This window comes from uncultured Prevotella sp., from assembly GCF_946407605.1.
Taxonomy (GTDB): Bacteria; Bacteroidota; Bacteroidia; order Bacteroidales; family Bacteroidaceae; genus Prevotella.
In genome coordinates this window covers 25,683-41,518 of sequence record NZ_CAMJOS010000009.1, presented here as the reverse complement: position 1 = coordinate 41,518, position 15,836 = coordinate 25,683, and the positions used below count along the sequence as shown (strand labels likewise).

Below are 15,836 nucleotides of genomic sequence, written 5' to 3'. Positions count from 1 at the left end.
AATATCAATGAATCGTTTTACAGCGTTTACTCTTCTACAGGAGCCTCGGTCTCGTCGATATCCTCCTCTACAGGAGCAGCAACGGGAGCCTCAGCAGGAGCCTCAGCTACAGGAGCAACACCACCCTCGGCTACAACAGTAACGGGGATCTCGGCGCTAACCTCCTTGTGGAAACGAACCACAGCAACATACTCACCAACCTTCTTGATATCCTTCAGGACGATAATCTTACGGTCTACCTCCTTACCAAGCTTGGCAAGCTCGTCGGCAACAGTCATATTGGTAACAGAACCGTAAAGCTGACCAGTAGCGCTCACCTTGGCGGTGATGGTCAGAGCAACACCCTCGAGAGCAGCAGCCTTCTCCTCGGCAGCAGCCTTCAGAGCAGCCAGCTTGTGAGCCTGCTGCTTCAGGTTCTCAGCCAGAATCTTCTTAGCAGAGGGAGAAGCAATAACAGCCTTGCCCTGAGGAATCAGGTAGTTACGGCCATAGCCTGACTTTACATTCACGATATCGTTCTTGAATCCCAAGCCGATAACATCTTCTTTCAAAATCAATTCCATTCTTGCGTCCTCCTTTGTTTACTTCATCAAATCGGTTACGTAAGGCAGCAATGCAATCTGACGTGCACGCTTAACGGCCTGAGCCACACGACGCTGGTACTTCAGAGAGGTACCGGTGATGCGACGGGGCAGAATCTTACCCTGCTCGTTCAGGAACTTCTTCAGGAACTCGGGATCCTTGTAGTCGATGTACTTGATACCGCTCTTCTTGAAACGGCAATACTTCTTCTTCTTTGTATCGATAGAAGGAGCTGTCAAATAACGGATTTCACTCTGTTCTGCCATAGTTTAAGCCTCCTCTTTTTTACCCAGCTTGTTGCGACGCTTCTCAGCATACTCTGCAGCAAACTTGTCGAATTTAACAGTCTGGAAACGAATAACCTTCTCGTCACGACGGAAAGCAGTCTCCAATGTCTTAATCACTGCTGGCTCAGCCTTGAACTCAATGAGAAAATAGAAGCCAGAGGTCTTCTTCTCAATCTGGTAAGCCAGTTTCTTCAATCCCCAGGCCTCTTCGTTCACAATCTCTGCACCTTTGTCGGTGAGAACCTTCTTGAACTTAGCGACCGTTTCCTTTGTCTGTTCGTCAGACAAAACGGGAGTTAAAATGAAAACGGTTTCGTACTGATTCATACTACTTTTTAATTAATAAAAATACTTAATTTGCAAATTGCGGGTGCAAAGGTACAAAAAAAATCGCATTCAAAGCCAAGAATTACGAATTATTTTGTATTTTTGCACCCAATTTTAACGATTTATATGAAGTTTATACTGAAATACAGCGGTTTAGCACTTATTTTGCTGGGAGTTTTGCTCTTAGCAGCACTTCATCTGCTGCATTTCACCTTCGTCAACGTGGTGCTGCTCACACCATTCTTCATCATCCTGGCAGGCGTGGTGCTGCAGGTGTGGATGATGAAGCGCGAAAGCCGTTATTAAGCGTCGCTAAGCCGAGATGTGGAGGAAGCGCGTCACCTTGCCCACAATACTCTTGTCCATATTGTCGATAAACGCATCGAGGATGCGCGTCTGTCCGTGCTGCGGCACCACGTCGTAGTCGGCCAGCGCAGCAGGTATCAGGCAACTATGACCTTCGCGCAGCTGTAAGCGCTCGCCCGTCTGGCGGAACTGCAGTTCACAGTGGCCCGCGATGCACATGGTGATGACAAAGCTGTCGTATTTCAACAGGTTACGATGGAACGACTTCTCGGTCTCTGTGACGCGCACGCTGAAATAGGGTGAGTTGACAATGAGGTTGGCACGGTTCTGGGCTGCGGAATAGAGCGTGCGATACTCGTCCTCCACATGATAGTCCAACGCCTGTGCTGCCAACTCGGTATGCAGCTCGCGCGGCTTGCCGTCCATACCAGGACGGTTGTAGTCGAAGATGCGATAGGTGACGTCGGACGACTGCTGCACCTCGGCCAGCAGGATGCCGCTGCCAATGGCGTGCACACGACCTGCAGGCAGATAGAACACATCGCCAGAGCGTACCTCATGGCGCGCCAGCACATCGACAATGGTGCCGTCGGCAATGCGCTGCTTATACTCCTCAGGCGAGATCTCCTTCTTAAAGCCGGCATAGAGATAGCTGCCAGGCTGGGCGTCGATGATATACCACATCTCGCTCTTGCCCATCTTGCCGTGTTCACGCTGCGCCATCGCATCGTCAGGATGCACCTGGATGCTCAGGTCGCGCTTGGCGTCGATGAACTTCACCAGGAGGGGCAACTGGCCCTGATACTGATCGCTGACCGCCTTGCCCAGAATGGCCTCGGGCTGTTCGCTGATGACAGAGATGAGATCACGACCTGCATAATGACCATTGGCCACAATACTGGGACTGGATTTCACAGCGCTGACCTCCCAGCTCTCGCCAATAGGTTCGGAGGCGTCAGACAGCCCTTTATAGGGGCATAAGCGTTCACCACCCCATACTACTGTATGCAGGTTCGGTTCAAACAAAAGGGGATATATCATCATAATAAATGCAAAAGTAGCAAATATTCAGCGAATCGCCAAATATTTGCCACTCTTTTTCACATTTCACCTTTGACCTTCGGTCTAGTCTGCTCTCGCTCAGCAAAGCTCAAACAATTTCTTGCGTCCCTTCGGTAGCAAGCGGTATAACCGAGCGGGCTCTGCTCTCGCTTACTCGCAGCCTTCACCTTAATACTCTCCCCAAGCCTTGATGCCGATGCCTTCGAGGCCCACATTACAGAAAGCCTGGATAAAGGCAGCCGCCAAGCGGGCATTGGTGATCAGAGGCACGTTGAGGTCGATGGCTGCACGACGAATCTTATAGCCGTTGGTCAGCTCGTGGGTAGTCAGGTCCTTGGGGATATTCACCACCATATCTATCTTGTGAGCATGCAGCAGGTCGAGGGCCGAGGGAGCATCGCTGGCGCCGTCGGCCTCTTCGGAAGGCCACAACACGCGGGTGTTGGCAATGCCGTTGTCAGTAAGATACTGACTGGTGCCCTTGGTGGCGTAGAGCTCGTAGCCGTGATTCACCAGCATGCGGGCAGCATCGAGCATGTCGGCCTTCTGCTTGGCACCACCCGTGCTCAGCAGGATGGTCTTCTTGGGAATACGATGACCAACACTCAGCATAGACTTCAGCAGCGCCGTATCGGTATTGTCGCCGATACAACCCACCTCGCCTGTCGACGCCATATCGACACCCAGCACGGGGTCGGCCTTCTGCAGGCGGTTGAACGAGAACTGCGAGGCCTTGATGCCCACATAGTCGAGGTCGAAGAGGTTCTTCGAGGGCTTTTCTACAGGCAGTCCCAGCATCACCTTCGTGGCCAGGTCGATGAGGTTGAGTTTCAGAACCTTCGACACAAAGGGGAACGAACGTGAGGCACGCAGGTTACACTCGATGACGAGGATATCGTTTTCGCGCGCCATATACTGGATGTTGAACGGACCATTGATATGCAGGGCGGCAGCAATCTGACGCGAGATGCGCTTGATGCGGCGCACCGTCTCGACATACAGCTTCTGAGGCGGGAACTGGATGGTGGCATCGCCAGAGTGCACACCAGCAAACTCTATGTGCTCGCTGATGGCATAGGCCAGAATCTCGCCATCCTTAGCCACAGCGTCCATCTCAATCTCCTTGGCATGCTCGATGAACTTCGACACCACCACAGGGTGATCCTCGCTCACATTGGCAGCCAACTGCAGGAAGCGCTCCAGCTCGTCTTTGTTAGAGCAGACATTCATGGCAGCACCGCTGAGCACATAAGAGGGGCGCACCAGCACAGGGAACCCTACCCTCTCTACGAACTTGTCGATATCTTCCATCGAGGTCAGCGCGCTCCATTCGGGCTGGTTCACACCCAGCTCGTTGAGCATCTGCGAGAACTTAGCACGGTCTTCGGCGCCGTCGATATCCTGAGCCTGAGTACCCAGGATGGGCACATGCTGCTCGTCGAGATACATAGCCAAGTTGTTAGGAATCTGACCACCCGTTGACACGACGACACCATGAGGGGCCTCCATATCGATGATATCCATCACGCGCTCGAACGTCAGCTCATCGAAGTACAGACGGTCGCACATATCGTAGTCGGTAGATACCGTCTCAGGGTTATAGTTTATCATCACTGAGCGCCAGCCCTCCTTGCGGATGGTGTTCAAAGCCTGAACGCCACACCAGTCGAACTCGACGCTGGAGCCGATGCGATAGGCACCAGAGCCCAGCACGATGATGCTGCGACCATCGTTCTCGTAGGCGATGTCACAATGGGCTGCCACAGAGTCGCCGTTTGTAGTACCTTGATAGGTAAGGTACAGGTAGTTAGTCTGAGCAGGATACTCAGCTGCCAGCGTGTCAATCTGCTTCACCACAGGCAGGATGCCCAGCTCCTTTCTGCGACGGCGCACCTGCAGCATGGCCTGATGCATATTGTCGGAGGTTTCCTCGAGTCCAATGGCACGGGCTATCTGGAAGTCGGTGAAACCATAGACCTTGGCCTCTCTTAGAAGTTGAAAGGTGAGAGTTGAAAATTTAGAGTTTTTCAACTCCTCATCGATGTCGATGATGTGCTGCAGCTTCTGCAGGAACCACTTGTCAATCTTGGTGAGCTCGTGAATCTTGTCGATGGTGTATTCAGGCATGTGCATAGCCTTTGAGATGACAAAGATACGCTTGTCGGTAGGCTCGCGCAGGGCGGCGTCGATATCGGTAATCTTCAGCTCTTTGTTCTCAACGAAGCCGTGCATGCCCTGACCAATCATACGAAGACCCTTCTGGATGGCTTCCTCGAAGGTGCGACCGATAGCCATCACCTCGCCAACAGACTTCATTGACGAGCCGAGCTCCTTGTCAACACCGTGGAACTTTGAGAGGTCCCAACGGGGAATCTTACACACCACATAGTCGAGGGCGGGCTCGAAGAAGGCACTCGTAGTCTTGGTAACGGAATTCTTCAATTCGAACAGACCGTAACCCAAGCCCAGCTTGGCAGCGACGAAAGCCAAGGGATAGCCTGTGGCCTTTGATGCCAATGCTGACGAACGGCTCAGACGGGCATTGACCTCGATGACACGATAGTCCTCTGACTCGGGGTCGAAGGCGTACTGCACGTTACACTCGCCCACGATGCCGATATGACGGATAATCTTGATGGCCAGCGCACGCAACTTGTGATACTCGCTGTTGGTAAGCGTCTGCGAGGGAGCAATCACAATAGACTCGCCAGTATGGATGCCCAGCGGGTCGAAGTTCTCCATGTTACAAACGGTGATGCAGTTGTCGAAACGGTCGCGAACCACCTCGTACTCTATCTCCTTCCAGCCCTTCAGGCTCTTCTCAACCAGCACCTGCGGCGAGAAGGCGAAGGCTTTCTCGGCCAGCTTGTTGAGCTCTTCCTCATTGTCGCAGAAGCCTGAACCCAGTCCGCCCAGAGCATAGGCGGCACGCAGGATGACGGGATAGCCCAGTGTGGCAGCGGCCTTACGGGCTGCCTCGATATTATCGCAAGCCTCGCTCTTGATGGTCTTCACATCAATCTCGTCGAGTTTCTTCACAAACAGCTCACGGTCTTCAGTATCGATGATGGCCTGAACGGGAGTACCCAGCACCTGGATGCCGTATTTCTCGAGCACACCACTCTGATAGAGCTCCACGCCACAGTTCAGAGCCGTCTGTCCGCCAAAGGCCAGCATGATGCCGTCAGGACGTTCCTTCTCGATGACACGCTCGACGAAGTATGGCTGGACAGGCAGGAAATACACCTGATCGGCAACACCTTCGGAGGTCTGCACCGTTGCAATATTCGGATTAATAAGTACGGTCTTGATGCCCTCTTCCTTCAGGGCCTTCAATGCCTGCGAACCGCTATAGTCGAACTCGCCGGCCTCACCAATCTTCAGGGCGCCTGAACCAAGTAACAGGACTTTCTTTATCTTATGATCTTTCATTTTCTTTCCCTTTTTCTTTTTTACCTTCTTACCCTTTTACTTTTTAAAGCGCAGCAATAAAGCGGTCGAACATAAACTCTGTATCTACAGGACCAGAACAGGCCTCAGGATGGAACTGACTGGTGAACCAAGGGTTGGTCTGATGGCAGATGCCTTCATTGGAACCATCGTTCATATTCACAAAGAGCTCGCGCCAGTCCTTACCCAATGTAGAGGCATCGACGGCATAGCCGTGATTCTGGCTGGTGACATAGCAACGGTTGGTGCCCACCTCGCGAACAGGCTGGTTGTGCGAGCGGTGACCATATTTCAACTTATAGATAGTGGCGCCACTGGCCTTTGCCAGCAGTTGGTTACCCATACAGATACCACAGATAGGCTTTCGGCTCAACGACATCTGCTTGCGGATAATCTGAACGGCATCCTCACACATGTCAGGGTCGCCAGGACCATTGGCCAGGAACAGACCGTCGAACTGCATCGCGGTATAGTCGTAGTTCCAAGGCACACGAATCACCTCGACACCACGGTTTATCAGGCAACGGATGATATTGGCCTTGACACCGCAATCGACCAGCACCACCTTCTTGCCTGCACCTTCGTTATAACGGATGATGTCCTTGCACGACACACGCGACACCCAGTTGACCGACTCATAGTCCTCATTAGCATTATCAGGCTCAACGGCCTCACCATCAAAGACTATTCGTCCCATCATCACACCCTGCTCGCGAAGCACCTTTGTCAGCGCACGGGTGTCGATGCCTGTTACGCCAGGCACCTTCTCACGCTTCAGCCAGTCGGCAAGGCTCTCGCAGGCATTCCAGTGAGAGTAGCCTGTGCTGTAGTCGCCCACAATGATGGCAGAGGCGTAGATACGGTCGCTCTCCATAAAGGTGGGAATACCATTTTGCTCGATGGTAAAAGGCGGCACGCCATAGTTGCCTACCAAGGGGAAGGTGAGTACCATGATCTGTCCAGCATAAGAGGGGTCGGTCAGCGATTCGGGATAACCCATCATCGCCGTGTTGAAAACCACCTCACCAGACACAGGCACATCGTAGCCGAACGATTTTCCCTTGAATGTTGTCCCGTCGCTCAGGACCAGTGTTACATCTTTCATCCTACTTCAGTTTTATCTTTTTGCTTTAATACCTATTTCTTTTTATAAAAAAGGCGAAACGTTCAGAAACGTATCGCCTTTAAATTATTCAACAGTAACAGACTTTGCCAAGTTTCTTGGTTGGTCAACGTTCTTACCCTTGCAAACAGCCACATGATAGGCAAGCAGCTGCAACGGAATGGTAGCCACCAATGGCTCGAGACACTCCATCACCTCTGGCAACTCTATCACTTCGTCGGCCACCTTGGCAATGGTATCATCGCCCTTGGTCACCAACGCAATCACCCTACCCTGACGGGCTTTGATCTCCTGGATATTGGAGAGCACCTTCTCGTACATAGCATTGTGAGTGGCGATAACGACGACAGGCATGTCGGAGTCTATCAAGGCAATAGGACCGTGTTTCATCTCTGCGGCTGGATAGCCTTCAGCGTGAATATAGGATATCTCCTTCAGCTTCAACGCTCCCTCGAGGGCCACTGGATAACTGAAACCACGACCCAGATACAGGAAGTTATGGGCATAGGTGAAGGTGCGTGCCAGGTCGGCCACCTTATCGTTGGTCTTCAACACCTCTTGTATCTTTTCAGGAACCTCGCTCAGTCCTTTCACAATCTGCAGATACTCATCGCGGTCGATGGTGCCCTTGGCCTCACCCATTGCCAACGCAATCATGGTGAGCACAGTGACCTGACCTGTGAATGCCTTCGTAGAAGCCACACCAATCTCTGGTCCTACGTGGATATAGGTACCTGTATCGGTGGCACGAGGGATGCTGGAGCCAATGGCGTTGCAGACGCCATAGATAAAGGCGCCACGCTCTTTGGCCAACTGAACGGCAGCCAGCGTGTCGGCGGTCTCTCCACTCTGAGAGATAGCAATCACCACGTCGCCCTTGCCTATAACGGGATTGCGATAGCGGAACTCAGAAGCATACTCCACTTCGACAGGTATGCGACAGAGCTTCTCAATAATCTGCTTACCAATCAAGCCTGCGTGCCACGATGTACCGCAAGCCACAATCACCACGCGTTTGGCGTTGAGCAGCTGACGACGATAATCGATGAGGGCGCTTAGAGTCACATGGTCGGCTTCTACGTTGACACGTCCTCGCATGCAGTTCACCAAGCATTCGGGCTGCTCGAAAATCTCCTTCAGCATGAAGTGGGGATAGCCGCCCTTCTCAATCTGACCCAGGTCAATATCAACGGTCTTTACTGCAAGTTCCTGCTCTTCACCAAGAATACTGATGACCTTCAGTTCCTCACCAAGACGGATAACTGCAATGTTGCCGTCTTCCAGATAAACCACCTTATCAGTATATTCAATGATAGGACTGGCATCGGAGCCCAGGAAGAACTCATTGTCGCCAATACCTACCACCAACGGGCTCTGCTTACGTGCTGCCACAATCTCATCAGGATGACGCTTGTCGATAATGGCGATGGCGTAGGCGCCAATCACCTGGAACAATGCTACCTGAACGGCCTGAACCAAGTCGAGGTTCTTCTTGGTCATCACATACTCTACCAACTGAACCAGCACCTCGGTATCGGTGTCTGACTTAAACGTCACACCCTTCTCCTTCAGCTTGGCCTTGATGTCGGCATAGTTTTCAATGATACCATTATGAATAATAGCCAGATTGTGAGATTCTGAATAATGAGGATGGGCATTGCGCGAAGAAGGCTCACCATGAGTGGCCCAACGGGTATGGGCAATACCGATGCTGCCGCTGACATCCTTGTCGCTGCAGTACTCCGTCAGATTGTCCACCTTTCCCTTGGTCTTGTAGACATTCAGACTGCCTTCGGCATTAATCATGGCCACACCTGCGCTGTCGTAACCACGATACTCCAGACGGCGCAATCCTTTAATCAGGATGGGATAAGCTTCGCGTTTTCCCAGATAACCGACAATTCCACACATAATCGTTTTACTTTTTGTAAGTGTTTGTGTTATGAAAAAAGAGATTGGGATAAAAACCCCAACCTCTCAGTATTTATCTTAAGATGTTATACAACAGCGATGTCAACGAAATGAGAATCGACGTTGCGGAGAACCATAGCGTCGTCATGCTACCCACACTTGAGTTCTGGGCTTTAACCTTGTTAGGCGTCACGTAAATCACATCGTTCTGCTGCAAGTAGAAATACGGCGAGTTGATGATGTTGGCATCCGTAAGGTCGAAAATATGAATAGACTTCTGACCTGTGGAGTCTTCACGAATCAACTGCACGTTCTTACGTTGACCATAGATAGTCAGGTCGCCTGCCTGGGCCAAGGCCTCAAGAATAGAAATCTTTTCACGCGACACAGTAAATGTACCAGGACGCGCTACTTCACCTATCACCGAAATCTGATAGCCTGGCATACGAACTGTTACAATAGGATTCTCAGCCTCTGCCATAAACGGCTTAATCTGATCCTGAATCATCTTCTCAGCCTGCGATTTGGTAAGACCACCTACATGGATGCTACCAAGAATGGGGAAATTGATATTTCCTGCATTATCGACCAGATAGGTCTGAAGCATTGCCTGAGAATAGGTAGAACGGGAATTGACCGTATAAGGTGTAGGCACCGTCAGATTGAAAGGCGTTGCAGCCTCGTCATTGGTAGTGCTGACAGTAATAGTCAGCTGGTCCTTAGGCATAATCTTAGCATCAAAGAGATACTGCGATTTCGACAAGTCTACTGATTCTGCATTCTGAAAATAGGGAACGTCCTTTTGAGTACCACATGCTGCTAAAAGCATGAGAGCTATCAAAGGCAAAACAATTCTATTGAAACGCTTCATATTCTATTTCGTTGTTAATCGGCTGCAAATTTACAGCATTTTTTCTAAATACGCAAAAAAGTAGGGGAGTTTTTTATGACAACTCCCCTTTTTCTTAACCAATCGATATTCTCACGATTAATAGAACTTGAAATAACGACGCGCGTTATTATACGAAATATCCTCAACCATACGGGCCAACGTCTCGCGATCATCTGGCAGTAATCCCTTCTCCACATCATTGCCCAGCAGGTTACAAAGGATGCGACGGAAATACTCGTGACGAGGATAAGAGAGGAACGAACGGCTATCGGTAAGCATACCTACGAAGCGACTCAACAGGCCTAATACGGAAAGGGCGTTCATCTGCTTCACCATACCGTCCATCTGGTCGTTAAACCACCAGCCTGAGCCAAACTGAATCTTGCCAGGCTCGCCACCCTGGAAATTGCCCAGCATAGTGGCTATCATCTCGTTGGCGCAAGGATTCAGCGTATAAATAATGGTACGCGTAAGTTTGTCCTTCATCTCGAGATTGTTCAGGAACTTCGACATGGCCTTAGCGGTATTGAACTCGCCGATGCTGTCAAAGCCGGTATCAGGTCCCAGTTTGTTGAACATCTTCGTGTTGTTGTCGCGTATGGCACCATAGTGGAACTGCTGCGTCCAGTCGCTGTCAGCATCCATCTCTGCCATCACCGTCAGGAAGCAGTTCTTAAACTGACGAACCTCCAAATCCGACAACTGCTGTCCACGCATAGCCTTCTCGAAGATAGTTTCTATTTGTGAGTCGGTATAGGGCTCATCGTAGAACTCCTCAAGACCATGATCCGACAGTTTACAGCCGTTGGCGGCAAAGAAGTCGTGACGCTTCTGCAGGGCATCGACCATATCGGCAAACTTTGTAATGCTCACGCCGCTAACGTTAGACAGTTGTTCTACGTATTTGGCATAGTCAGCTTTCTCAATATTCATGGCCTTGTCTGGACGCCAGGCAGGAATCATCATGGGGTCGTCGTCGGCCTTGTGCTTGGCATACTCAATATGGTTGTGCAGGTCGTCAACGGGGTCATCGGTGGTACACACACACTCCACGTGATAGTGTTTCATTAAGCCACGGGCTGAGAACTCGGGGCGCTTCAGTTTCTCGTTACACTCGTCGAAAATCTCGCGGGCCGTCTTAGGACTCAGCAGTTTCTCGATGCCGAAGGCGGTCTTCAGTTCCAGATGTGTCCAATGGTAGAGGGGATTGCGGAAGCAGTAGGGAACGGTCTCGGCCCACTTCTCAAACTTCTCCCAATCGCTGGTCTCGTTACCTGTGCAGTATTTCTCTTCTATGCCGTTGGTACGCATAGCGCGCCATTTGTAGTGGTCGCCACCCAGCCACAACTCTGTAATGCTCTTGAAGCGATGGTCGTTGGCCACCATCTCAGGAATCAGGTGACAATGGTAGTCGATAATCGGCATCTTAGCCGCATGATTGTGATACAGGTCCTGGGCGACTTCGGTCTCCAGCACAAAGTTTTTGTCGTTAAACTGTTTCATAAGCTTATGTTGTTTTAATTATCGGTTTTTATGTCTTACGAACCATTGGTGTGTGAAGCAGACATACATCAGCAAGGCCACGACGACGAGACCGAGAGCTGTTGTCAGAAGCTGCTGAATATGATGGGTGAAGCAGGCACAGCCCAATCCCACGCCGATAGCCAGTCCACTCTCCCAGCCCAACATGAAGGTGCTCTGCGAGGTGCCTCGCTGGCAATGGCGACTCAGCTTGATGAAGAAGAGCAGGAATCGGGCGCCCACGATGCCCAAACCCAAGCCCAGCAGGGGTGTGGTGAGTGGCGACATTCTTGAAGCCAGCAGGATAATCATGGCGGCAGCCATCAGCAGCAGTCCTGTAATCACCTCGCTCTTCACCTCTGCATCACGGAACACAAAACGCTGGGCCAATAGGGCCAGCAGGAAACCTATCATCACCATACCGTAAGAGTTGGCGGGAACAGCCATCGACATCAGCAGTCCTATGGCTATCGTGACGAGCATCAGGTTGAAGAACAAAGGGAAGCCCGACGGCAAGAAGAAGCGGTCGAGGCTCATGAGGCGAGTACCGTCCTCAGGTATTCTAAATGGGAAATGGATAAACAACACCAGGACAACAGCTGCTAAACAGCATATTGCAGCCACAAAGAACACGTTGAGGGGCGATAAGTTGCCGCTGCAGTCTTCGAGCAGACGATTGGGATAGATCACATCGGAGAGTTTCAGCAACAGCAGTCCAGTCATCGGCCCCAGCGACAGGGCGAAGCGTCCAAACCAGGTAGCCGAATGGTTTGCCTCTGTACGTTGGTGCGACTCGCAGGTGTCGATAATCAGGGTAGAACTGAGCACCATCTGAGCCAGTCCGAAGGCCGCTCCCTGCATCACACGCCACAGGATAACCACTAAGGGCGATTGATAGGCGGAATGCGGCAGGAAAGGCAGCACCATCGAGGCTGCCAGCACCAGCACGCTGATGATGAACACCAGATTACGACGGTAGCGTTGCACCAAATAGGAGCAAAAAGCGCCAGGCAGGAACAGTCCTATGGCAAAAGCAGCCATTACAAGTCCAGTCAAGGTGTCGTCCATCCCCGTCCATTGGCGCAGCCATAAGGGCAGAACCGGTATCAGCATGGTGACCGACATCGACAGCAGCAAGTTGGCCGTTGCCATCAGCCAAAACTCCCTGTGCCACAGGCGCATATGTACCGTTGTATTCTGACTATTCAACTCTCAAATTTTAATTATCAATATGATTCACTCTCATTGGGGAAGTCACCACTCTTTACGTCAGTAACATACTGCCCAATGGCATCAGTCATCACGCTATTCAGGTCGGCATAGCGGCGCAGGAAGCGCGGAGAAAAGCCCTGGTTCATGCCCAGCATATCGGCTACCACCAGAATCTGTCCGTCACATTTGCCGCCAGCACCAATACCTATCGTAGGCACGCTGATTTCCTTGGTGACCTGCTCAGCCAGCGCTGCAGGAACCTTCTCCAGAGTCACAGCAAAACAACCTGCCTCGCTCAGAGCCTTTGCGTCGCTCAACAGTTTCTGGGCCTCTCGCTCTTCCTTGGCGCGCACAGCATAGGTACCAAACTTATTAATAGACTGAGGCGTCAGTCCCAGATGGGCCATCACAGGGATGCCAGCATCCAAAATGGCCTTGACGGTATCAAGAATCTCCACACCACCTTCCATCTTCAAGGCGTCGCAGCCGCTTTCTTTCATAATGCGGATGGCGTTGACCACACCATCGTGAACGCCAGTCTGATACGAGCCGAAGGGCATGTCGCACACCACCAGGGCACGCTTCACAGCCTTGGTCACAGCTTTGGCGTGATAAATCATCTGGTCCACAGTAATGGGTAGCGTAGTCGAGTTACCAGCCATCACATTCGAGGCCGAGTCGCCAACCAAAATGCCATCAATGCCAGCACGATCTACAATGCCAGCGGTGGTATAGTCATACGAGGTGAGCATCGAAATCTTCTCACCCTTTTGTTTCATTTCAATAAAACGATGCGTTGTTACCTTGCGCTCGTCATTCACTAAATATCCTGCCATCTTTCTACATTAAAGGTTATACATTAAATATCTTACTCAGGGCATCATACGTAAATCCCTCATAATCAGATATCTGCACATCTGACAACGACGAGATATCCTCCTTCTTGTTGGTGGTAGCCAGACCTACGACAAACATTCCTGCGGCCCTACCCGACTTCAGTCCGTTAAAGCTATCCTCCAACACCACGCACTCGCTGGGCTCTACGCCGAAACGCGCTGCACCACGCAGATAGCAGTCGGGCGACGGCTTGCTCTCGGCAAAATCCTCGCTGGTCAGTATCTCATCAAACAATTCCTTGAATTCTGGACGAGCCTTGAACACACTCTGCATCTTCGGCAGATTACTACTTGTCACCACAGCCGTCTTCACACCATGCTGGTGCAAGTCATTGATAAAAGCCTCCAGACCATTAATATATGTATAGTCCATCTGTGCCTCAAACTCATTCAGACGCTGAGTCACCGTTTCGCGCTCTTTTTCCAGTTCGCCGCTCCACCAACGACCATAAATCTGGTCCAGCGTCGAACCCTTTATCTCGTGCTCCAATCCTGGATGCTCCGGATGGTACAGCCTGCACTGACTTCCCCAGAAAACAGTATATTGTGGCTCTGTGTCAAACACCACGCCATCCAGGTCAAACAATGCCGCTTTTAGTTGCTTCATTTCAATATCATCTTAAAATCGGGTGCAAAGGTACTGCAAATTAAGCGAAAAACCAAATTAATTTGAGTTTTTCCGAGTACGAGTGACCCTTTAGAGGTATAAAGCCTATTCCTTTAAGACATAGAAAGCATTTGAATGAAAAATAAAGATTAAGCAATAAAAAAATCCGGGTCGCTCTTGCGGTCCGGATTCTTTTTTATTGATGTAAGAATGGAGATTAGAGTGCTGTGGCAGCTTTATCTATCCATTCGTAGATGCACGAGCAGATGCCGAAGAGCAGGATGCCCACAGTGCAAATGGCGAGGCTCCAGTTGATGGCAGCACCATTGCGGAAAGTAGGCAGAGGATTCTCTTCCTTTGTGATATACATGGCCTTGACGATAAGCAGATAGTAGTACAAGCTCACCACGGTGTTGATCAGGGCGATGAACACCACGAAGTAGGGCCAGAAAGGTGCACTCTCGTGACCACCTACAGCAGCCATGAATACGAAGAACTTAGAGAACATACCTGCGAAGGGAGGAATGCCTGCCAGCGAGAAGAGTGCGAGGGTCATCAGAAGGGCCAACTTGGGGTTGGTCTGATAGAGACCGTTGTAGGCGCTCATCTGTGTCTTGCCGCCGTTGTTCTCTTCAACAGTACTGATAACCGTGAAGACAGCCATATTGGCAGCCACGTAAACCAGCACATAGAAGGTAAGAGCGGTGAGGCTGGTAGCGCTATTGCCTACCACAGCCAGCATGATATAACCTGCCTGCGAGATTGATGAGAAGGCCATGAAGCGCTTCAACTCGTTCTGACGGATAGCCAAGAGGTTGCCCACGGTGATGGTAAGCATGATAACTATCCAGAGCAGGGGCTCCCAGTATTCCACCATGCGTCCGAAGACGTGCATGAGGATAATAGCCAGCGTCAGCGTGGCAGCACCCTTAGACACAACACTCAGATAACCTGTGACAGGCGTAGGAGCACCCTCGTAGGTGTCAGCCGTCCAGAAGTGGAAGGGCACCAGCGAAATCTTGAAGCCCAAGCCGCTGAAGAAGAACACCATACCCATGATGGTGAGCGGGGTGAGCTGCATCTGTGCAGCCATATCGTCGAAATAGAGTGTGCCTACAGCACCATAGAGGAACGAGATGCCATAGAGCATCACGCCGCTCGAGAAGGTGGCTGTGAGGATATACTTGGCGGCAGCCTCAGCAGACTTCTTCTTATAGCGGTCGAAAGCAACAAGACATGCCATAGGCACAGAGGCCATCTCGAGTCCTAAGAAGAACAGGAGGAAGTGTCCACTCGACATCATCATATACATACCCAGCAGCGTAGAAAGTACCAACACATAGTACTCGCCGGAAATCTTGCAAACGTTATTCTTAAGCCACGACTGCGACATCACCACAACGATGAATGTACCCAAAGTGAGTATGGTCTTCATCACGTTGACAATGGGATATGTAACATAGAGGCCTCCGAATGCCGAAGTGGGCTCTGCCAAGAAGCAGGGAACCAACTGACAAAGCAGTAAGGCACCAGTGAGTACGCTCAGCACATAGGTCTTGCGCTCGCTTTTGTGTAATGCAAAGTCGGCGCAGAAAACGATAATCAAGGCCAACATCAGAGTTGCCTCGGGAATCATATTCAAAAATTGTGAATAGTTCAT

Annotated in this window: 14 protein-coding genes; 1 reads left to right on the top strand and 13 read right to left on the bottom strand. The window is 51.0% G+C overall.

Annotation, left to right across the window (positions count from 1 at the left end; translation table 11 throughout):
- Positions 1–26: 26 nt before the first annotated feature.
- Genes rplI through rpsF form a run of 3 tightly spaced genes read right to left on the bottom strand, consistent with a single transcriptional unit; the run spans position 27 to position 1,196 of the window.
- Positions 27–563: a 50S ribosomal protein L9 gene (gene rplI, locus Q0R57_RS05835; protein WP_294744594.1), complete on the bottom strand. Its 537-nt coding sequence runs from the start codon at positions 561–563 to the stop codon at positions 27–29.
- A gap of 18 nt (positions 564–581) precedes the next feature.
- Complete coding sequence (gene rpsR / locus Q0R57_RS05830) at positions 582–848, bottom strand: 30S ribosomal protein S18 (protein WP_013064765.1); 267 nt, start codon at positions 846–848, stop codon at positions 582–584.
- Between the two features lie 3 nt (positions 849–851).
- Positions 852–1,196, bottom strand: a complete 345-nt coding sequence (gene rpsF / locus Q0R57_RS05825) for a 30S ribosomal protein S6 (protein WP_294744584.1) — start codon at positions 1,194–1,196, stop codon at positions 852–854.
- Positions 1,197–1,322: 126 nt separating this feature from the next.
- Between rpsF and Q0R57_RS05820 the strand changes: the two genes are divergently transcribed.
- Entirely contained in the window at positions 1,323–1,502 is a 180-nt protein-coding gene (locus Q0R57_RS05820; RefSeq protein WP_294744582.1) for a hypothetical protein, read from the top strand.
- Positions 1,503–1,508: 6 nt separating this feature from the next.
- Here the strand turns inward: Q0R57_RS05820 and Q0R57_RS05815 are convergent, their stop codons facing one another.
- The 10 genes from Q0R57_RS05815 to Q0R57_RS05770 form a co-directional block, all read right to left on the bottom strand.
- Positions 1,509–2,549, bottom strand: a complete 1,041-nt coding sequence (locus Q0R57_RS05815; RefSeq protein ID WP_294744683.1) for a type I phosphomannose isomerase catalytic subunit — start codon at positions 2,547–2,549, stop codon at positions 1,509–1,511.
- 183 nt (positions 2,550–2,732) lie between these two features.
- Positions 2,733–5,996, bottom strand: coding sequence for a carbamoyl-phosphate synthase (glutamine-hydrolyzing) large subunit (carB, locus tag Q0R57_RS05810; protein WP_294744579.1), 3,264 nt, complete (start codon positions 5,994–5,996; stop codon positions 2,733–2,735).
- 43 nt (positions 5,997–6,039) lie between these two features.
- Positions 6,040–7,119 carry a glutamine-hydrolyzing carbamoyl-phosphate synthase small subunit gene (gene carA, locus Q0R57_RS05805; protein ID WP_294744577.1) on the bottom strand — a complete coding sequence of 360 codons (1,080 nt, stop codon included), beginning with the start codon at positions 7,117–7,119 and terminating at the stop codon, positions 6,040–6,042.
- An 84-nt stretch (positions 7,120–7,203) separates the two neighbouring features.
- Positions 7,204–9,048 (bottom strand): glutamine--fructose-6-phosphate transaminase (isomerizing), encoded by a 1,845-nt coding sequence (gene glmS / locus Q0R57_RS05800; protein ID WP_294744575.1) that lies wholly within the window; start codon positions 9,046–9,048, stop codon positions 7,204–7,206.
- A 73-nt stretch (positions 9,049–9,121) separates the two neighbouring features.
- Positions 9,122–9,919 (bottom strand): polysaccharide biosynthesis/export family protein, encoded by a 798-nt coding sequence (locus tag Q0R57_RS05795; protein ID WP_294744573.1) that lies wholly within the window; start codon positions 9,917–9,919, stop codon positions 9,122–9,124.
- A gap of 117 nt (positions 9,920–10,036) precedes the next feature.
- The gene (gene uxaC / locus Q0R57_RS05790; protein WP_294744571.1) at positions 10,037–11,443 is read right to left on the bottom strand and encodes a glucuronate isomerase; all 1,407 of its coding nucleotides are present in this window, start codon (positions 11,441–11,443) and stop codon (positions 10,037–10,039) included.
- Between the two features lie 18 nt (positions 11,444–11,461).
- Entirely contained in the window at positions 11,462–12,670 is a 1,209-nt protein-coding gene (locus Q0R57_RS05785) for an MFS transporter (protein ID WP_294744569.1), read from the bottom strand.
- Positions 12,671–12,687: 17 nt separating this feature from the next.
- Complete coding sequence (gene panB, locus Q0R57_RS05780; protein WP_294744567.1) at positions 12,688–13,509, bottom strand: 3-methyl-2-oxobutanoate hydroxymethyltransferase; 822 nt, start codon at positions 13,507–13,509, stop codon at positions 12,688–12,690.
- Between the two features lie 16 nt (positions 13,510–13,525).
- Positions 13,526–14,176 carry an HAD family phosphatase gene (locus Q0R57_RS05775; protein WP_294744564.1) on the bottom strand — a complete coding sequence of 217 codons (651 nt, stop codon included), beginning with the start codon at positions 14,174–14,176 and terminating at the stop codon, positions 13,526–13,528.
- Between the two features lie 217 nt (positions 14,177–14,393).
- Positions 14,394–15,836 carry an NADH-quinone oxidoreductase subunit N gene (locus Q0R57_RS05770; protein ID WP_294744562.1) on the bottom strand — a complete coding sequence of 481 codons (1,443 nt, stop codon included), beginning with the start codon at positions 15,834–15,836 and terminating at the stop codon, positions 14,394–14,396.